This is a genomic window from Nostoc sp. C117, from assembly GCF_043099735.1.
GTDB lineage: Bacteria > Cyanobacteriota > Cyanobacteriia > Cyanobacteriales > Nostocaceae > Nostoc.
On record NZ_CP170991.1, the window covers coordinates 6,736,677 to 6,755,166 of the forward strand.

Consider the following 18,490-nt stretch of genomic DNA (forward strand, 5'->3'; position numbering starts at 1 on the left):
TGATTGTTTAAGTGTATTTTAATATACTCTGCAAGATGCATTCACAATGCAAGCCGATGCATTCACAATGCAAGCTGATGCATTCGCAATGCAAGCCGATGTATTCACAATGCAAGTTGATGCATTCACAGTGCAAGTCGATGCATTCGCAATGCAAGTCGATGCATTCGCAATGCAAGCTAATGCATTCACAATGCTTACTTTTTGTTTAAGCTTGCCCGACTTAAAACTTTATCAGGAAAAGTAGAAGTTAAAGGGCAGGAAGAAAACAGCCTTTAAGTTGACTAAACTTCATCTAAGTTGAGAACCCTAGTTTTCGCCCTCACCCTAAATCCCTCTCCCAGATATGGGAGAGGGACTTTGAAATTCTAGCTCCCCTTCTCCCTTGGGGAGAAGGGGTTGGGGGATGAGGGCAAATCTTTTTCATCAAAGAAGAACTACAGGTTTCAAGATAGACGTGGTTTACTTCTTTTTTTCCTTTGTTGGGCTTACCATTACAGGCACTAAAGTTTTAACTAAACCCGTAATTGCCACAATCACTGTACCAATTCCCCCAATCGACAATGAAGTTAAAATTGCCGCCGCGAGGATGATTTCAGTGGGACTGTATCCATCTCGCATCCAAGTAGATGGATTTTCTACCGATGTTGGCGAGGCGGGGATTAATGGCGAAGTTTGAGTGGTTTGATTGGCGTTGAGTAAAACGGTTTTCATGGCTGAACTTCTTCTAAATGTTTCTATGCAAATGGTATTTCTGCCAGAAGAAGAGGAGATTGCCTAGAAGTAGAAACTTAAGTAGAATTAAGTAGAAATCTTACAAGCTGTCTATGCAATGGCGTGATTTTCTAGAACAAGAAGCCGCAAATCATGACTTGTCCTTGGAGGAAAAGGCAGCTTTTATAGAGCGGTTGAAGACTGAAAAATCAAGCAATAGTGAGGCAAAAGTTGCCAGCGAGTTAAACATTGGTGTTGCTGCTGTTAAAAAGCGGATGGCTGAAGTGTATGAAAAGTTTGCCAAGAGTTATCCTGAATTAGCCACTTCTAACAGTCGCGGTAAGCTAGAAAAGTTACGGGCTTGTTTGACAAACAAATATAATGGCGGGCAAGATGCCCACCCCACAATTAAAGAAATTCATCAAAATATTCCCCCTTCTGTCCCATTTGAAAAATTTGTGGGACGTGAGGCGGAACTACTAAAACTGCACGAGCAATTACAAATATCTCGGCAAGTTGCAATTGTAGCTGTGGCGGGTATGGGTGGAGTAGGCAAAACTGAACTTGCTACCCAATACGCCAAACAGCATTTGCAGAAATATCAAGGTGGGGTTTGCTGGTTATCAGCACAGGGAATAGATGTCGGAATTCAGATTCTCAGATTTGCCCAATTGAAATTTAAACTCATTGCACCGGACGATTGGGAATTAGCAGATAGGCTGAGATACTGTTGGCAGAATTGGCAACAAGGTGAAGTGCTGCTGGTTTTTGATGATGTCACCGACTACAAAACACAGGTTCAGCCTTATCTACCCCCAGAATCACCCCGGTTTAAAGTATTGCTGACAACGCGCCTGGGGTTTGATAGAACTTTGCCGCAATTACTTTTAGGTGTTCTAAAACCATTGGCGGCGATGAAATTATTAAAATCGCTGATTGACAGAGAACGACTTAAAAGCGAACCTTGGGCTGCGAGAGAAATTTGTAAATTCTTGGGATATTTGCCTTTGGCGTTAGAGTTGGTGGGGCGATATCTGGATACAATGCCAGATTTGTCTCTGGAAAAAATGCTGAAGCGGCTAGAAAAAAAGCGACTGGAACATGAAGCAGTAGCCAAAGCTAACCCATTAATGCATTATGAATATGGTGTCGCTGAAGCTTTTGCATTGAGTTGGGAACAATTGGATGAAAATGCACAAAGCTTAGGCTGCTGGCTGAGTTTGTATGCTTTGGCTGATATTCCTTTTTCTGTTGAGGCGATAGAAGATGACGAAAAACAAGAACTCAACGATAAAGCCATAGGTGATTTACTGAAACTACATTTAATACAATGGCAAAGTAAAGGAATATATCGTCTACATCCACTGATTCGGCAATTTTTCCAAATGAAATTGGATAAGTCAAGTGAGGCGGATGAGGTGAAAACTGCTTTTGTAGCGCAGATGGGAAAGGTGGCAAAGCAAATTCCTCAACAGCCTAACCGTGAAGATATTTTCAACTTCACTCCCTTTATCTCCCACATTGCAGAAGTTGCAACCCACCTATCCCAATATCTCAGCGACGAGGATTTAATTTGTCCCTTCACAGGCTTAAGCTGGTTTTATCAAGGTCAAGGACTTTATCAGCAAGCAGAACCTTGGTTACAGCAGTGTGAAAAAGTCACTAAAAATCGTCTTGGTTTAGAACATTCTTATGTCGCCATTAGTCTGAACAATCTCGCAGAACTCTACCGTTCTACAGGACGCTACAGTGAAGCCGAACCCCTCTTTCAGCAAGCTTTGGAACTGAGAAAACGCTTATTGGGAGACAATCATCCTGATGTCGTTATTAGTCTGAACAATCTCGCAGCACTCTATTGTTCTACAGGACGCTACAGCGAAGCCGAACCCCTCTTTCAGCAAGCTTTGGATTTGGTAAAACGCTTACTGGGAGACAATCATTCCGATGTCGCCACTATCTTGGACAATTTCGCAGAACTCTACCGTTCTACAGGCCACTACAGCGAAGCCGAACCCCTCTATCAACAAGCTTTGGAACTGAGAAAACGCTTACTGGGAGACAATCATTCCGATGTCGCCATTAGCCTGAACAATCTCGCAGAACTCTATTGTTCTACAGGACGCTACAGCGAAGCCAAACCCCTCTATCAGCAAGCTTTGGATTTGGTAAAACGCTTACTGGGAGATAATCATCCTGATGTCGCCATTAGCCTGAACAATCTCGCAACACTCTACTGTTATACAGGACACTACAGCAAAGCCGAACCTCTGCATCAGCAAGCTTTGCAACTAAGCAAACGCTTACTGGGAGACAATCATCCCAATGTCGCCACTAGTCTGAACAATCTCGCAGCACTCTACTGTTTTACAGGACGCTACAGCGAAGCTGAACCTCTGTATCAGCAAGCTTTGGATCTGATAAAACACTTACTAGGAGACAAGCATCCTAATGTCGCGGCTAGCCTGAACAATCTTGCGGCACTCTACGAATTTACAGGACGCTACGGCGAAGCCAAACCTCTGTATCAGCAAGCTTTGACAATTTATGAACGTATTTTAGGTGTAGATCATCCCCATACAATGACGGTAAGGGAAAATTATGCAATCTTTTTAAGAGAAGCATATCTCTAACGATCGCACCCTTTCCCCCAAAATCACACCAAATTGATGCCACACAATAGTTGTAGTTTAAATTTTAGCAGCGATCGCCATCAATTCTAACTTCAAAGAGCGATCGCCTTTGCTTATATCTTCAATTGCAAGAGATGTACAGACATTCCATACCGGCTCATGTACTTGACACCACTTTGCGGGGCGCTAAAAAGCCAAGGACAATTGCTACCAAAAACAATGCTGGAACATCACCAAACAAGTGTCCCTGTTCAAGAGGGTCAATTACTGCATGTACCGCCATTATCAGCCCGTGGACTACACTTGACCAGACGGTGAACCAGATTAAACTGAGGTGAGCTTCTGGTTGCCTTGAAGCTAACAGCAAAAAGACACCAAGTGTTGCATAAACACCAACGATCATCTGTTCGTATTCGTGCTGACCTGGTTGCCATAACCAGCCTGATGCCCAGACCTGAGTTAGCGGATAGATAAGTAAAAAAGCTATGCCAACAAGAACCAGAGCGATTTGTAAGTACCGATCGCGCTCATCCATTGCTTTAACCTCCGCTATTTTCTAGTGCAGTCTCTACTAACAAAACTGTATAATTTTTTGATTGTATTCCCACTAGTAGTACTTCAGCTTTAGAGTGTTAGAAATTTTAATGCTCCTCCTAGTTTAAAACTGATTCAACTGTAAATGCAAGTCGATGCATTCACAATGCAAGTCGATGCATTCACAATGCAAGTCGATACATTGACAATGCAAGTCGATGCATTCACAATGCAAGTCGATGCATTCACAATGCAAGTTGATACATTCACAATGCAAGTTGATACATTCACAATGCAAGTTGATACATTGCAAATGCTTACCTTTTTTTTAAACTTGTCCGATTTAAAAACTTTACCTTACTGATAAATTTTTGAGTTGCAATGGGTACATTATATGTACACTACACTACTGTATATATCTATGACCATCCAAGATACAACACGCCGTTTGCGCCCTCAAAACATTAGTCAAGATATTGACTCATTCCACGGTTTGCAAACCGTCAGCACCTACAATACAACTCGTGCTGATGCCTCAGTTGCTAAGTTACAAGAAGTTTATCAAGCGATGTTGATTTCTCAGCAAACTGAAACTGAGAAACTAGCTTTATACCGTGCTGCTGCTGATGCTGCCCGATTAGCAGAATGGGAATTTCATAATGCTGTATTAGCGATGAAAGAAGTTGTACGCGGGCAATATGGTTCAGATAGCGATCAGGCTCAAGCTGTAGGACTGAAGAAAAAATCAGACCGCAAACGTCCTTCGCGGAAAAAGACAGTTGCGATCGCAAGTTAATCAACTTAATTGAGTTTGAAAATGGCGATGCCTACGGCTGGCTACGCCTACGCATTTGCAGTATTTGGCGTTGCAGTTGATGAGAGATGCGATGGACAGTAATTAATCTCTTGCGCTTATATCTTGCACTTGCTGATTGCTTGGACGCTCTAACTCCAAATCTTCCCAAGAAACTGGATCTTCTATAGGTTCCAGATGAGTTGTAACGTGGGTTGAAGGCAGCACCCGAACAATAGCAAGCTCAATTTCCTCGCACAAATCATGCCCTTGTTGCACTGTCCAAACTCCAGGCACAAGAACATGAAACGAAACAAACCTACGGGTTCCAGCAGTGCGGGTTCGCAAGGCATGAAACTGGATGTCTTGACGTTTGTACTCTTTAAGGATGCTCTTGATTGCGTCAATTTCTTTTTTAGGTAAAGCTGCATCCAGTAACGCGCTACTGGTTTCCCGTAGCAAACGAAATCCTGTCCAAGTAATATTTACTGCTACTATCAGTGCAACAATTGGATCGAGTATGAGAGCGCCTGTTACCTGGACAAGGAAGATTCCAACTACTACACCACCCGAAGTCACCACATCGGTAAACAGATGGTGAGCATCAGCCCTCAGTGTAATAGAACGTAACCGTCGCCCTGCCCGTAGCAAGATAAAAGCAACAACGCCGTTGATTGCAGTTGCCAATAGGGAGAGTGCTAACCCTAATCCCAGCTGTGTTAATGGTTCTGGATGCAACAAGCGTCCCGAAGCTTCAACAGCAATGCTAATGGCTGCCACTATAATCAATGCACCTTCTGCACCACTGGAGAAGTATTCGGCTTTAGAATGCCCAAAAGCATGTTCAGCATCGGCTGGTTTCTCAGCATAGGTCAATGCCCATAGAGCCACCAATGCTGCTACAAGATTTACAATTGATTCAATAGCATCTGAAAGCAAACCTACCGATCCGGTTAGCAGGTAAGCGCCAAATTTTATGCCAATAGTGACGATTGCCGCTGCAATCGATAAGAAAGCGTAGGATCGGGCTGTTCGACTACTCATCTCGGTCACGGAGGTAATTACAGTGATTCCCAGTTAAGAGTACCAAATTTTACTTGAGTTGGTCATCAGTCCTGAGTCTTCTACTGATTGGTATTTCAAGACGCGATAAATTCAAGACGCGATAAATCGCGTCTCTACAAGGGATCATTGCCCCGTATGAACTTCTTGCTAATACTGGTAATGTTGCGATCGCCATATCTACAGTAGTTTGTCTAAGGCAATTGGCAAATCTCGCACGTGCTTACCTGTGGGATGATAGACAGCATTAGCGATCGCTGCCGCAGTTCCGGTAAGGGACATCCAAAAATTAAATTACTCAATTTTTGCATCTAATTACGAACAGGGGGACAAGGTAGACAAGGTAGCAATATTTCTCCCTTGTCTCCCCGTTCTCCCTTGTCTCCCCCCTCTCCCTTGTATGCCTCTTGTATCTTAAAAGTAGTAGGATGAAAATTAAAACATTATTTTATGGATAGTAAAGAACTAGCACAATATATTGAAGCAACAGATAGCATCACTAAACCTTGGCTATTAGTACAATTGCGTCTCAAGAAACTGGAAGAGCGTCGAGCTACACTTACAGACGAGACCTACAACAAAGAATTAGAAGATATTTACCAAGATATGATGAATTTGGGGGAATGGTGGCGCGGTATTGAAGATGAAGTATTTTAAAGTAGAGACGCAATTAATAGTGTCCATACAAGAGAGACGTGATTAATTGTCTCTATACAGGAGTTAGGGTTTTTTTTAATTCCTGACTTCTAGCTTAAATTAATACAAGGTGTAGTAAGGAATGGATTATCGGGATGCAGGAGTTGATGTTGAGGCGGGTCGAGGCTTTGTAGAGCAAATTCGCAACTTGGTTCACAGTACTTTCACACCTGGAGTCATTGGTGGGTTGGGTGGCTTTGGTGGCTGTTTTCAATTACCAGGGGGTTTTAAGGAACCGGTTTTGGTTTCTGGGACAGATGGTGTGGGTACAAAGCTGAAAATTGCTCACCTTCTCAATCGGCATGATACTGTTGGGATTGATTTGGTGGCAATGTGTGTTAACGATGTGTTGACATCTGGTGCAGAACCGTTGTTTTTTCTAGATTATGTGGCAACTGGGAAGCTGGATAAAGAGCAATTAACTGATGTGGTTGCGGGTATAACTTCTGGATGTAAGCAAGCTGGTTGTGCTTTACTGGGAGGAGAAACGGCAGAAATGCCTGGTTTCTATCAAGTGGGTGAATATGACTTGGCTGGATTTTGTGTGGGAATTGTTGAAAAAAGTTTGATGCTTGATGGTTCCCAGGTAAAAGTAGGAGATGTGGCGATCGCTCTTCCTAGTACTGGCGTACACAGTAATGGTTTCAGCTTAGTCCGAAAGATTGTTAGCGATGGCAACTTTGCCTGGAGCGATACTCCAGAATTGTTAGGCGGCGAAACTATCGGTGAAACTTTCCTGAAACCGACGCGCATTTATGTCAAACCGGTTTTAGCAGCGCTACAAGCAGGTTTGTCAATTCATGGTATGGCTCATATCACAGGTGGCGGATTACCAGAAAATTTGCCTCGATGCTTGGGAAAAGGTCAAGGAATTAAAATTGACTCCAACAGTTGGAATATTCCCCCTGTATTTCAATGGTTAGCTGAAGCCGGAGAGGTCAGTCCCCAAGCTATGTATAATACTTTTAATATGGGAATCGGATTTGTATTGCTCGTGTCGCCCGATCGGGTAGAGCAGACAATTAGCCATTTTCAATCGCATGAAATTGCCGCTTTTGCCATTGGTGAAGTCATTAGTGGTTCGGGGGAAGTAGTGGGATTACAAATTTAATAAATGTCTTTTATACAAAAGTATAATATTTGAGTTTTGGCTTAGTAGAGTAACTTTCTCTACTAGGCTTGAGAATATAAGTCATTTTCCACTGAGAATATAAGTATAATTGTAGGATAAAGTATGAAATATTTATTACTTCTGATATTTAAGAGTAGTCCTAATTACCCATGACTACTGAGGTTGAGATTTGCTAACGTAGTCTTAACATATCGAAAAATTTGCTAATAAAGCTGAGAAATTAGCTGTCAACACTAATTTACAGACCTGAGTATTTCTCATATGTAGGTGTGGCGTTTTAGTGTGTTAGCAATATATATTTTGTTTAGAGGGGGTTATGGTTGTAAATTTGTCCCGCACGATTGCTTCTACAGAACTTTTGAAGCAAGTATTCCAGAACATTGATGCACATAGTTGTCCCAGATTATTCAACTTTCATATGCACACTATCTACTCAGATGGCAGGTTGCAGCCGAGTGGATTGATGGAACAGGCGATCGCAATTGGGTTAAAAGGATTAGCGATTACCGATCATCATTGTATTAGCGGCTATCAAGCATCGCTTGCTTGGTTAGAGGATTGGAAGTGGAATAATCCTGGTGCAAGCACTCCTCTATTGTGGAGTGGTGTGGAAATCAATGCCAACCTCTTGGACATAGAAGTTCACATTTTGGCTTATGCTTTCGAGCCAGAACACCCCAGTATCAAACCCTATGTGCAAAGAAGGCCGACTATAGGCAAAGAATATCAAGCAAGTAACGTGATTGCTGCTATTCATGAAGCAGGGGGATTGGCAGTTTTGGCTCATCCAGCTCGTTACAAGCGATCGCATTTTGATTTAATTCCAGCTGCGGCTCAAGCGGATATTGATGGTGTGGAAGCTTTCTATGCCTACAATAATCCCAATCCTTGGCAACCAAGCGTCTTGGAATCGGAACAAGTGCAAAAGTTAGCTGATGAATACTTTCTTTTCAATACGTGTGGTACTGATACCCACGGCTTGAATTTACTACAGCGCTTGTAAAGCAATACCTTAGCCAATTTACGAGCCTTGGGAATAGGATTTAAGCTGGTTTTAAAGGTAAAACAAGAAAACCCCTTGGTTAAATTAATTGACCCTAAGCGGAGCGTCTCTGGCTCCGCAAAATTCTTTTACGCTGATTTTCCTGTTGGCAGCTTTATGAATTATTATTGACAGACTCAATTAATTGAGTAACTCGTTCTTGAATCTCATCGCGCACTCTGGGGAAAATTTCTGGTTGTTCTGCTGGATCATCCAATTCCCAGTCTTCAAATATTTCCCGCAGTACCCATTCTTCAGGCAAATTCACTCCACAGCCACACAAAGAAATTACTACATCAAAGTCCTCTGCTTTAAACTCACTCAGAGATTTGGAATATTGATCGCTAATGTCGATGCCAACTTCTTTCATGGCCGCGATCGCCTCTGGTCTCACTTTACTTGCTTCTAATCCAGAGCTAATCACTTCAATCTTTTCCTTACCCAGAGTTTTGGCAAAACCTTCTGCCATTTGAGAACGGGCAGAATTCTTTTTACAGACAAACATCACACGTTTCATAGTTCAACTCCCCAGAATAATTTGACTAGATTGATCGGGTTCTCGATTCAGATGACGAAAAATAACGTTTTTCAAACCAGAAAGCAACATTAACCAGACCAATTAATACAGGGACTTCCACCAGAGGTCCGACAACGGCAGCAAAAGCAACGCCTGAATTAATGCCAAAGACGGCGATCGCCACTGCGATCGCTAGTTCAAAATTATTTCCGGCGGCTGTAAAGGCTACACTTGCGGCTCTAGAATAGTCTGTCTTAATGCGCCAAGCCATGTAAAAGCTGACTAGAAACATGATGACGAAGTAGACGATCAGCGGAATTGCAATCTTCACTACATCCAAGGGTATTTGAACGATCAAATTCCCTTTTAAGCTGAACATAACCACAATTGTAAATAACAAAGCAATCAGCGTAATCGGGCTGATTTTAGGCACAAATTCCTCGTGATACCACTGCTTACTTTTCAGTTTCACTAGAAAGAAACGAGTGAAAAATCCAGCTAAAAAGGGAATACCGAGATAGATAAATACACTTTTGGCAATCTCAGCAATGCTGACATTAACAACACTGCCTTGTAACCCAAATAGTGGTGGCAAGACAGTGATGAAGAACCATGCATAAGGACTATAAAAGATGACTTGAAAGATACTATTAAAGGCAACCAATCCAGCTGTGTACTCTGTATTCCCTCTTGCCAAGTCACTCCACACAACTACCATTGCAATACAACGGGCTAATCCAATCAGAATTAATCCCGTCATGTATTCAGGGTAACCATGTAAGAAGATAGTCGCTAGAGCAAACATCAAAATTGGCCCAATGATCCAATTCTGAAGTAGTGACACACCAAGAATTTTTCCGTTGCGAAATACATCTCCTAACTCTTCATACCGCACCTTGGCTAGGGGCGGATACATCATCAGAATTAACCCGATGGCGATCGGTATATTAGTTGCTCCCACCTGGAACTGGTTGATAAATGCTTCTACACCAGGAAAGAAATAGCCCAGACCAACACCGATCGCCATTGCTAAAAAAATCCACAAGGTTAGGAAACGGTCAATAAAGGAGAGGCGTTTTGAAGTTTTTTTGTTCATTACAGAATCCGTACACTTATCTTCATTGACCCCACTCCTGTGAGTTATATCAAGAGTATATTTCTATCATTTCAAAAAAAATTGATTTGTCAACATTTAGAAAGCTATAAATGAACAAAACATTACAAAAAAAATTGATGCATTTTTTAACTCTCGCAGGGTGGACGAATAGGTAATATTGGGCTAAAGCGGCGGAATTCTGCTAAATACTGCTCTAGGGTGACAAACTGTGCCAGATTGAGACTGTAGTAAATCCAGCGACCTTCTTGACGAGAGCGAACTAAACCAGCTTCTTTCAGGGTTTTGAGGTGAAAAGACAGTTTAGACTGAGTGGTTCCCAGGTGGTCACACAGGTCACACACACATAGCTCTTGAGAGCGTAACAGTTCTAAAACCTGAATTCGTAGGGGGTCAGACAGGGCATGAAAGCCAGCAGCGATCGTATCAGGAATGGAGGTGCTATTAGGAGCCATCAAATTTTATTGAAGTATTTCTTTATGGTAAAGTCTAAATCATAGATTAGTCATCTTCCGGAAATTAGCTTAATAGCCTAAGACAAATGCGTGCATCAATACACTTGGGTTAAAGGTTATTTATGTAGATAATTGGTATTTGAAGACGCGATAAATCTTCAAGATGCGATAAATCGCGTTTCTACATGAGGGTTTTGGGCTTAATTGATCTATAAATTAATTAACGCGATGTGCAACTTTCTTTCTATAGATAAAAGTCCCATCCTATGCTTAACTCTCATCTCAGAAAACTTGCGTCGGGACACTACAGCTTTAGCTTGCTTTGCTATACCTTCAAATACTCTCGAATCTTCATGTAGGCGGCATACCCTTGGTGAAGGCTACTTGGATTGTTAATAGTGTTGCCGAAGTCAATCAGCAAAATGTTTGTATTTCTTTATGTCCTATAAAATGAAGTGCGGAATGTGGGTATTAAGATTAAAAAATTATCGGTAAGCATCACCCAATCTACAGTTTTTTTTAGATGATGAAACAGAGACAAGCAACCATATATAAATACACTCAGCTACTTTGGAGTCTTTTGTTAGTCTTGGTAATTTGGAATCTACCCCAATACGCTCTAGCAGATGTCAATCCACAGGAGATAAATGCAATTATTCGCACACGGGATATTGCCCTCGAAGCCCTAAACACTCGCAATTTTGCCAAAATACAGCCTTACTTGCACCCAAATTTCACAATCACAACAGTTGATAACCAGATTTTTCACAAAGTTCCTGAGTTTGAAAAGTACTGGAATCAGCAGTTTTCCAGTTCTATTAAAGATATCAAAATGCAACTAAAGGGAGATACTCTCAGAACATTTCTGACTCCAGAGATAGATGTTTCATCTGGAGAGGCGATCGCATCTTTTTCTTTCAAAGATGGCAAAACGGCTGATATGGCGTTGCGATGGACAGCAGTGCTGCAAAAACTCCAAGATAAATGGACGATTCAATCGCTGCATTTTTCCTCAAATCTGCTAAATAACCCAGTGCTAAATGCTGCTCAACAATTGGGACGAATTCTAGCAGTTGCAGCGGGCGTAGGCGGTTTTCTTCTGGGAGCAGTGACGATGCTATTATTACGTCGCAAGACTAAGCCACGAACCGAAAGGATATAGCAAATAAAGTGGGAAGAAGTACTTATCAGCCCAATAAAAATATTAGCTTTCATCGCCGTCTCAAAGCAACCATAGTAGTTTTATTAGTTTGGGGTGGTGTGAGTTTGCTGCACTGGCTACCAGAAACACAATGGTTGATGCTGGGATTAACGGCAATCCTGACTGTGCAAACATTACGGATGCTGTTAGCAAAACCAGGGGCGCCGGTGATGGAGAGTGAGATTTATTTACCGTCAGTCTCGATTTTAGTTCCGGCTAAAAATGAAAGTCCAGTCTTGGCTAATCTAGTTTACAGCCTATGCCAATTGAATTATCCCAGCGATTCTGTAGATATCTGGGTTGTTGATGACGGTAGTACCGATGAAACCCCCCAGGTTTTGAGGGAATTACAAATTCAATTTCCATCTTTGCAAGTTCATCGACGGGAATCAAAAGGTGGTAAATCAGGGGCGTTGAATGCGGTGTTTCCTTTTACCCAAGGGGAGATTATTCTAGTATGTGATGCAGATGCTCAGTTACCTGCCAATTTTCTCCAGCAAACAGTACCGCTGTTTCAGAAACAAGCGATCGGTGCAGTGCAAGTGCGAAAAGCGATTTCTAATGCTAATACCAATTTCTTAACCCGTTGTCAGCAGATGGAAATGAACTGTGATAGCTTTTTGCAAACTCATCGCATTGCTATTGGTGGAATGTCTGAACTGCGCGGTAATGGGATGTTAGTTCGTCGGGAATTATTAGAAAAGTGTCAAGGTTGGAATGAGAACACTGTCACCGATGATTTGGATCTTTGTTTCAAACTGTATTTAGCAGGTGCGGAAATTGAGTTTGTGACAGTTCCATCAATTCAGGAAGAAGGTGTAACTACTTGGGAAAAACTTTGGAATCAACGCTGTCGTTGGGCTGAAGGTGGCTATCAGCGTTACCTAGATTATTTTCCGCAAATTCTTACTTTAGGTTGGGCGAAAGAAATTGATTTACTATTATTTTTTATATTGCAATTTCTTCTGCCAATTGGACTAATTACCGACTTACTTTGGACAATATTTTATAGCCATCACCCAGTTTTGTTTCCACTCCAGACACTACTCAGTATCATTTTGACAATTGCCTTTATTGCTGGACTTTACCAATTTCAAAATTTACGAGGATGGTCTTTGATTTGGGCGACAATTCAAGGTTCATTATATATGGTGCATTGGATTCCTGTGATGATTGTGACGACTTTAAAGATGTGTGTGCAAAAAGAGCGATCGCGCTGGGTGAAAACTGAGCATCGTGGTCAAAATCCTGACAGTGATTATAGAAATAAATAAAATCTAATATGCCTGCAAAAGATATCTATCACGATGCTGTTAAAAATTCTTTAATTAAAGAAGGTTGGATAATTACAGATGACCCTTTGCATTTAAAATGGGGTCAAAAAGATATGTATGTAGATTTAGGAGCAAAACAACTTTTAGCAGCAGAACAAGGAACTAAAAAAATAGCCGTAGAAGTTAAAAGTTTTGTCAGTCCTTCAGAAATGGCAGACCTCAAAAATGCCATCGGCGGATTTATTCTGTATCGTGCTGTTATCAGTCGCCTAGAACCTGATAGAATATTATACTTAGCAGTGCGTGACAACGTATTCACAGCTTTATTTGAAGAACCAATTGGTACACTTTTAATAGAAAGTGAAAATTTAAATTTACTTGTTTTCAATCCTGAAACTGAGAGGATTATCCAATGGATACCTTAGATAACTATCGACGCATTATCAAAGAGGTGTTAGTACCTTATACACAAATTCCTTACTCCTACGCAGTTATTGAATGTAAAACAGTTTTTGATAGCGAAAATGACAGCTATTTGCTAATAACTCTTGGTTGGGACGGTGTTAAAAGAATTCACGGTTGCTTAGTTCATATTGACATTATCGATGGCAAAATCTGGGTACAACGGGATGATACAGAAGATGGTGTAACCTACGAATTAGAAGCTGCCGGAATTCCTAAAGATAAAATTGTTTTAGGATTTCACCCGCAAAATGTCAGGCAATATACGGGATATGGCGTTGTATAAGTTTAGCTGAGTAAATTTGAATAATTAGCGATGCCTACGGCGGTAAACTACGCGCTGGGTGAAGACTGAGCATAGTGGTGGAAAAAATTATGATTGAAGAATCAGATAATCTGATAGAAAAGCATAAAAAATACTTTATGTTAATTGGAGTAAGTGTTTATGAAGGTCAAGCAATTGAATATAAGCTGAAAAAGCTTAGTAAATTTATTCATCCTAATATTGATGATCCATTGCCTGAAATTACCAAAGAAGATTTTTTGGCGAGAGAGAAGATTTTAGAAAGAAAAACGTTAGGGTTTATTTTCAAGCATTTAAAGGAAAATAAATTATTATTAAATGATGATGCAGAATTTTTAGTTAATAAATTTGTAAATGATAGAAATACTGTTATTCATCACCTTGTAAAATTACCAGGTTTTAATCTGAATACAGAAGAAGGTATAGATCGAGGAATACAGTTTTTAGAAGAATATAGAAAAACAATTAAAGATATAAATGATATTTTTGATCCAATTTTAATTTCTGCACATATATTATTATACGAAAACGTCGATAATATAGATGACATGAATAAGTATCAAAATAGTTTAAATAATTTGTATTCACTCTTGAATGAATCCTTAACAAGAGCGGGTGGCTCTCTTGAAATAGAGGTTCACAATAATCTTGATGAACGTTTTGATTACCAGACAAAAAGTAATTTTAATAAAAATAATTCTTCTACATTTAACCCGCAAGCAGAAAAAAATAAATTATGGCAAAATACTAAAATAGTTCGTGCATTGAGTTGTATTGGAGCAGAGATAGCAAATCAAGATGGATGGATTTCTTTATCTATTTGTGAACAACGGCTAAAAACAGAGTACCCAGAAATAAAGCCTAATGATTATGGCTTTAATAATATTCTGGAAATAATCAAAATATCTAATTTATTTAAAGTTAAAAAATCAAAATGTAAAAAACACAATAAATATAAAATTTATTTTCGGTTTTATCAAGAAACAAATGAAATTAGCTGAAATTATCAAAATAGAGAATTATGTTAGATTTGCTGATTCAAAACGGGTTAATTTTCGATGGCTTAGGCTCTCCACCTGTGCGCGGAGATATCGGCATTGAAAACGGCCGCATTGTCACCCTTGCACCTTCCTTAACTACCCCAGGGCTTGAAGTGGTTGATGCTTCTGGGTTATGGGTGACACCGGGATTTATAGATATTCATACCCACTACGATTTAGAGTTAGAAATTGCACCAGGATTGAGTGAATCAGTTCGTCATGGAGTTACCAGCGTGGTTATTGGTAACTGTAGCTTGTCTGTTGCGATCGCCCAACCCCAAATCCTGGCTGATATTTTTCAGAGGGTAGAGACACTTTCCCATCGATTGATTGCAAAATGGCTAGAAAAGTCGGTTTCCTGGCAGACACCAGCAGAATATTTACAACATTTGCAACAGTTACCCCTTGGCCCCAATGTTGCCCCAATGTTTGGACACAGTGCCTTACGCGCTCATGTGATGGGATTAGAACGCAGTTTAACGGTTCAGCCGACAAAATTTGAACTAAAGCTTATGCAGCGCATAGCCAGAGATGCAATAGATGCTGGTTTTATTGGTATTTCTATTGATATGTTTCCTTGGCATCGGATGAGTGGAGAATGGCAAGGCTGCACAATTCCCTCTCAACACGCCAAATTTAATGAATATGCGATGTTGGCGGATTTGTGTCGGCGGTGCGATCGCGTTTTTCAAGTCACACCCAATTTACAACGACTCGCTTCCTTTGTGGATATTCTGCGTATGGGTTCAGGAATTGCACAAAAACCACTGCGGCTAACAGTCCTCTCAGCCTTAGATGCCGTACACGATCGCAAACTATGGCGAATATTTTCTCCCCTACTTTTTATTTGGAATCGGCTTCTAAATGGGAATGTGCGCTTTCAAACCCTTACCGAACCTTTCACCATTTACTCTGATGGATCTGTGACTCCCTTATTTGAAGAATTTTCCACAGGCGCACAACTCAATGGCTGTCAGTCACGAGAAGAAAGACAACAACTATGGGCATCGGAAATTTTTCGTCGTCAGTTTCGCCAAGAATGGCTCAGTAAACGGCGTAAATCATTCCATCGTCGGTTAGATTTAATGGAAGTTATCCACTGTCCCGAAGCAAGTTGGCAAGGGTTAAGTTTTGCGGAAATTGCTCGTCAAAAGCAACAAGAACCAGTAGATTTATTTATCCACGCATTACAAAAATACGATACAGATTTACGCTGGGTGGCGACAGGAGCGAACGATCGCCTAAAACCCCGTTTAGCGATGATGCAGCATCCTCATATTTTGCCTGGTTTTACCGATGCTGGCGCTCACGTCCGTAACCTGGGCTACTATGATGGAGCTTTGTCTTTGCTCAAACAAGCAGTTGCAACCAAGTTCCTTTCACCTGAAGCTGCAATTTGCCGCGTTACGGGAGAACCTGCTGCTTGGTTTCGTCTGGATACGGGAGTTCTGAAAGTTGGGGCGAAAGCAGATATAGTTTTACTCGATCCCAATGCTTTAAATCAGCCGATTAGCCCGCAAGTGCAGATATCAGATCCAGTTTTAGATGGTGAACCTCGGATGGTTAAGCGTGGCTCGGATGAGATTGTCCAAGGGGTTTATATTAATGGAGTTCGGGTTGTTTGTCGGGGGAAAGTGAGCGATCGCTTGGGGCGTGAAAAGTTGGGAACTGTTTTGTTTCCTGTTTGAATTATTTCATACGGAGGCTTAAGAGGGGAGCATTGAATTGCTTTTACCCCACACCGGCAATCACCTGCCCAATATCTTGAGGGGTTGCACCTGTTGCTAACATTGCCCGAATCAACAATTCAATTGATACTGAAGCATCGCCATTTTCAGCTTTAGCAATCCGAGGTTGGCTGGAACTAATCTTATCAGCGAGTTCACTTTGAGTCATCAGTTTTTGTCGGCGTTCCTTCAAGTTTTGGCTGAGAGCTAGCTTAATTTCAACCAAGATAGTTTCTTCGGGTGTTAACTCCAAAAAATCTGAAACTGTACCAATTTTCCAACCTTTAGATTCCAAACGTTCTTTCTTTGCTTGATCCATCACATTACTCCTGTTGATCGGTATCGTATTTACTCAGACGCTTTTTGCAAACCTCAATTATCTTCTTGGATGTTGTTCTCGTTGTTTTATTAAAGACTTCAACAATCAAGATTGCATCGTCATCAATTCGATAAATGATTCTCCAGTTTTTATCTGCATCTCGAATACGTAATTCATGACAGTGAATTCCTATACTTGGCATAGGGCGTGAATGTGGCAACCCAAGGGATTCACCTTCCTGTAATTGTCTGAGCAGAACACCCGCTTCTATGCGTGCTTCTTGAGTCAAAGGTGGGGTTTTAACTTCACCATGTAACCAAATTAAAGGTTTACTTTGATCTCCCATACTGTATTTATATCATATCTGATATATCAATACATTAACTTAGAGATTAGATTAAGGGCAAACTACATTGATGTTGTATTGGTCATAGCTTTTAAATTTATGTCAGATTACTTGTTTTCCCAGTTTAAAGCCAACAAATTTGAAGCCTTGCATAAGGAGTTATCTAAAGTTCTGGATATTTCAGAAGATCAACTACAAAATTTCTATGATGTAATGCTGCAACAATTTGAATTAGAGGGCTATCCCGACGATCAGAGGCTTACCCGAAATATTTTTTACTCTCACGATGAAAATTTTCAGAAGTGCTACGAAGACGCTTTAGTTATTGGAGTAGATATTCCCAGTCTCCTTGAAAAGAACAATAATATTTCAAACAAGAAAACAGTTGTTATCCTCGGACAAGATCCTTTAAGAAAAAGTGATAAAAGAGTAGAGGAAATTGGTATTGCAACACCTTACGCTTTACACTTGAAGAGTTGTCGAGAGAAGTTGCGTAATACAAGGCTATACTTTGATTTGATCAAAGTCTTACTAGATGCAGGATACCGAGTCTATCTCACAGATATTTTTAAGATATGGGTTAGTGAGGCTAGTTGCGATCGCGGTATTCCTCTAAGTAAAAAAGATCGTACTCGCTTCATTCAAGTTCTAAAGACAGAGTTAGAAATTTTTGAACCAGTTGCGATCGTTACCTGGGGAAAAAAAGCAAGTAGCGCTATTAAAAGTATAAATTTAGAAGTAAAACACCTTGAGTTTCCTCATCCCGGTGGTGCGGCAAATGGTACTTTGGGTAAACTAATGGGTAAATCACCAACACGAGAAAACCGGATTAATTACTGGCAGGAAAAAGTTTTTGCCTACTTATCAGGGTTGTAGACAAGGGTAGTTGCCAGTGCGATCGCTCTTCTTGTAAGCTACGTTAACGAAAATATAACGCACTATTTTTATGAGAATAATACCTACGGCGGGTGGAGCGATCGCTTTATTCAGCAATTGTGCCTCACCGATAATCACTTCTCAAGAACTTGTAAAATTTAAACAGCAAAAAATTTCTTCATGCTTATTCTTATGAATGTAAAACTTCAGACCAACGAAGACAATCTACAGGCAAGCACTAGTATAAAAATA

At 40.7% G+C, this 18,490-nt stretch carries 23 protein-coding genes; 14 read left to right on the forward strand and 9 right to left on the reverse strand.

Features of this window, described 5'->3' with window-relative positions; all coding sequences use genetic code 11:
* The first annotated feature begins 46 nt into the window (after positions 1-46).
* A complete protein-coding gene (locus ACFG4S_RS28820; protein WP_392532322.1) occupies positions 47-247 on the forward strand; it encodes a hypothetical protein in 201 nt (66 codons plus the stop codon).
* A 215-nt stretch (positions 248-462) separates the two neighbouring features.
* Here the strand turns inward: ACFG4S_RS28820 and ACFG4S_RS28825 are convergent, their stop codons facing one another.
* Complete coding sequence (locus ACFG4S_RS28825) at positions 463-714, reverse strand: hypothetical protein (protein ID WP_392532323.1); 252 nt, start codon at positions 712-714, stop codon at positions 463-465.
* Positions 715-827: 113 nt separating this feature from the next.
* On the opposite strand from ACFG4S_RS28825, the gene fxsT reads away from it, so the two are divergent.
* Positions 828-3,344, forward strand: coding sequence for an FxSxx-COOH system tetratricopeptide repeat protein (gene fxsT, locus ACFG4S_RS28830; protein WP_392532324.1), 2,517 nt, complete (start codon positions 828-830; stop codon positions 3,342-3,344).
* Positions 3,345-3,501: 157 nt separating this feature from the next.
* Here fxsT and ACFG4S_RS28835 read toward each other — a convergent pair whose 3' ends face one another.
* Complete coding sequence (locus tag ACFG4S_RS28835; protein ID WP_392532325.1) at positions 3,502-3,879, reverse strand: DUF6632 domain-containing protein; 378 nt, start codon at positions 3,877-3,879, stop codon at positions 3,502-3,504.
* A 144-nt stretch (positions 3,880-4,023) separates the two neighbouring features.
* Between ACFG4S_RS28835 and ACFG4S_RS28840 the strand changes: the two genes are divergently transcribed.
* Positions 4,024-4,242 carry a hypothetical protein gene (locus ACFG4S_RS28840; protein ID WP_392532326.1) on the forward strand — a complete coding sequence of 73 codons (219 nt, stop codon included), beginning with the start codon at positions 4,024-4,026 and terminating at the stop codon, positions 4,240-4,242.
* Between the two features lie 57 nt (positions 4,243-4,299).
* Complete coding sequence (locus ACFG4S_RS28845; RefSeq protein ID WP_392536102.1) at positions 4,300-4,674, forward strand: hypothetical protein; 375 nt, start codon at positions 4,300-4,302, stop codon at positions 4,672-4,674.
* A gap of 102 nt (positions 4,675-4,776) precedes the next feature.
* Here the strand turns inward: ACFG4S_RS28845 and ACFG4S_RS28850 are convergent, their stop codons facing one another.
* Positions 4,777-5,715: a cation diffusion facilitator family transporter gene (locus ACFG4S_RS28850; protein ID WP_392532327.1), complete on the reverse strand. Its 939-nt coding sequence runs from the start codon at positions 5,713-5,715 to the stop codon at positions 4,777-4,779.
* 468 nt (positions 5,716-6,183) lie between these two features.
* Between ACFG4S_RS28850 and ACFG4S_RS28855 the strand changes: the two genes are divergently transcribed.
* The 3 genes from ACFG4S_RS28855 to ACFG4S_RS28865 all read left to right on the forward strand — a co-directional run bounded on the left by ACFG4S_RS28855 (position 6,184) and on the right by ACFG4S_RS28865 (position 8,564).
* The gene (locus ACFG4S_RS28855) at positions 6,184-6,390 is read left to right on the forward strand and encodes a hypothetical protein (RefSeq protein ID WP_392532328.1); all 207 of its coding nucleotides are present in this window, start codon (positions 6,184-6,186) and stop codon (positions 6,388-6,390) included.
* Between the two features lie 121 nt (positions 6,391-6,511).
* The gene (purM, locus tag ACFG4S_RS28860; protein ID WP_392532329.1) at positions 6,512-7,540 is read left to right on the forward strand and encodes a phosphoribosylformylglycinamidine cyclo-ligase; all 1,029 of its coding nucleotides are present in this window, start codon (positions 6,512-6,514) and stop codon (positions 7,538-7,540) included.
* Between the two features lie 337 nt (positions 7,541-7,877).
* Positions 7,878-8,564 carry a PHP domain-containing protein gene (locus ACFG4S_RS28865; RefSeq protein ID WP_392532330.1) on the forward strand — a complete coding sequence of 229 codons (687 nt, stop codon included), beginning with the start codon at positions 7,878-7,880 and terminating at the stop codon, positions 8,562-8,564.
* 154 nt (positions 8,565-8,718) lie between these two features.
* Here ACFG4S_RS28865 and arsC read toward each other — a convergent pair whose 3' ends face one another.
* The 3 genes from arsC to ACFG4S_RS28880 all read right to left on the reverse strand — a co-directional run bounded on the left by arsC (position 8,719) and on the right by ACFG4S_RS28880 (position 10,689).
* Positions 8,719-9,120: an arsenate reductase, glutathione/glutaredoxin type gene (gene arsC, locus ACFG4S_RS28870; protein WP_392532331.1), complete on the reverse strand. Its 402-nt coding sequence runs from the start codon at positions 9,118-9,120 to the stop codon at positions 8,719-8,721.
* A 25-nt stretch (positions 9,121-9,145) separates the two neighbouring features.
* Positions 9,146-10,216: an ACR3 family arsenite efflux transporter gene (gene arsB / locus ACFG4S_RS28875; protein ID WP_392532332.1), complete on the reverse strand. Its 1,071-nt coding sequence runs from the start codon at positions 10,214-10,216 to the stop codon at positions 9,146-9,148.
* A 146-nt stretch (positions 10,217-10,362) separates the two neighbouring features.
* A complete protein-coding gene (locus tag ACFG4S_RS28880; protein WP_392532333.1) occupies positions 10,363-10,689 on the reverse strand; it encodes an ArsR/SmtB family transcription factor in 327 nt (108 codons plus the stop codon).
* 523 nt (positions 10,690-11,212) lie between these two features.
* Between ACFG4S_RS28880 and ACFG4S_RS28885 the strand changes: the two genes are divergently transcribed.
* The 6 genes from ACFG4S_RS28885 (at position 11,213) to ACFG4S_RS28910 (ending at position 16,658) form a co-directional block, all read left to right on the forward strand.
* Complete coding sequence (locus ACFG4S_RS28885; protein WP_392532334.1) at positions 11,213-11,851, forward strand: YybH family protein; 639 nt, start codon at positions 11,213-11,215, stop codon at positions 11,849-11,851.
* A gap of 8 nt (positions 11,852-11,859) precedes the next feature.
* Positions 11,860-13,164 carry a glycosyltransferase gene (locus tag ACFG4S_RS28890; protein WP_392532335.1) on the forward strand — a complete coding sequence of 435 codons (1,305 nt, stop codon included), beginning with the start codon at positions 11,860-11,862 and terminating at the stop codon, positions 13,162-13,164.
* An 8-nt stretch (positions 13,165-13,172) separates the two neighbouring features.
* The gene (locus tag ACFG4S_RS28895; protein ID WP_392532336.1) at positions 13,173-13,589 is read left to right on the forward strand and encodes a XisH family protein; all 417 of its coding nucleotides are present in this window, start codon (positions 13,173-13,175) and stop codon (positions 13,587-13,589) included.
* On the forward strand, positions 13,577-13,912 hold the full coding sequence (locus ACFG4S_RS28900; protein WP_392532337.1) for a XisI protein: 336 nt from the start codon (positions 13,577-13,579) through the stop codon (positions 13,910-13,912). The genes ACFG4S_RS28895 and ACFG4S_RS28900 overlap by 13 nt, the downstream gene beginning before the upstream one ends.
* Positions 13,913-14,001: 89 nt before the next feature.
* On the forward strand, positions 14,002-14,931 hold the full coding sequence (locus ACFG4S_RS28905) for an OST-HTH/LOTUS domain-containing protein (RefSeq protein WP_392532338.1): 930 nt from the start codon (positions 14,002-14,004) through the stop codon (positions 14,929-14,931).
* A 20-nt stretch (positions 14,932-14,951) separates the two neighbouring features.
* Positions 14,952-16,658 carry an amidohydrolase family protein gene (locus tag ACFG4S_RS28910; RefSeq protein ID WP_392532339.1) on the forward strand — a complete coding sequence of 569 codons (1,707 nt, stop codon included), beginning with the start codon at positions 14,952-14,954 and terminating at the stop codon, positions 16,656-16,658.
* A gap of 43 nt (positions 16,659-16,701) precedes the next feature.
* On the opposite strand, the gene ACFG4S_RS28915 is transcribed toward ACFG4S_RS28910, so the two are convergent.
* The gene (locus ACFG4S_RS28915; protein WP_190878312.1) at positions 16,702-17,016 is read right to left on the reverse strand and encodes a helix-turn-helix transcriptional regulator; all 315 of its coding nucleotides are present in this window, start codon (positions 17,014-17,016) and stop codon (positions 16,702-16,704) included.
* A gap of 4 nt (positions 17,017-17,020) precedes the next feature.
* Entirely contained in the window at positions 17,021-17,362 is a 342-nt protein-coding gene (locus ACFG4S_RS28920) for a type II toxin-antitoxin system RelE/ParE family toxin (protein ID WP_392532340.1), read from the reverse strand.
* A gap of 99 nt (positions 17,363-17,461) precedes the next feature.
* Between ACFG4S_RS28920 and ACFG4S_RS28925 the strand changes: the two genes are divergently transcribed.
* Positions 17,462-18,238 (forward strand): uracil-DNA glycosylase, encoded by a 777-nt coding sequence (locus ACFG4S_RS28925; protein ID WP_392532341.1) that lies wholly within the window; start codon positions 17,462-17,464, stop codon positions 18,236-18,238.
* On the opposite strand, the gene ACFG4S_RS28930 is transcribed toward ACFG4S_RS28925, so the two are convergent.
* Positions 18,227-18,376, reverse strand: coding sequence for a hypothetical protein (locus ACFG4S_RS28930; RefSeq protein WP_392532342.1), 150 nt, complete (start codon positions 18,374-18,376; stop codon positions 18,227-18,229). The two genes, ACFG4S_RS28925 and ACFG4S_RS28930, sit on opposite strands and share 12 nt — an antisense overlap.
* Positions 18,377-18,490: the final 114 nt, after the last annotated feature.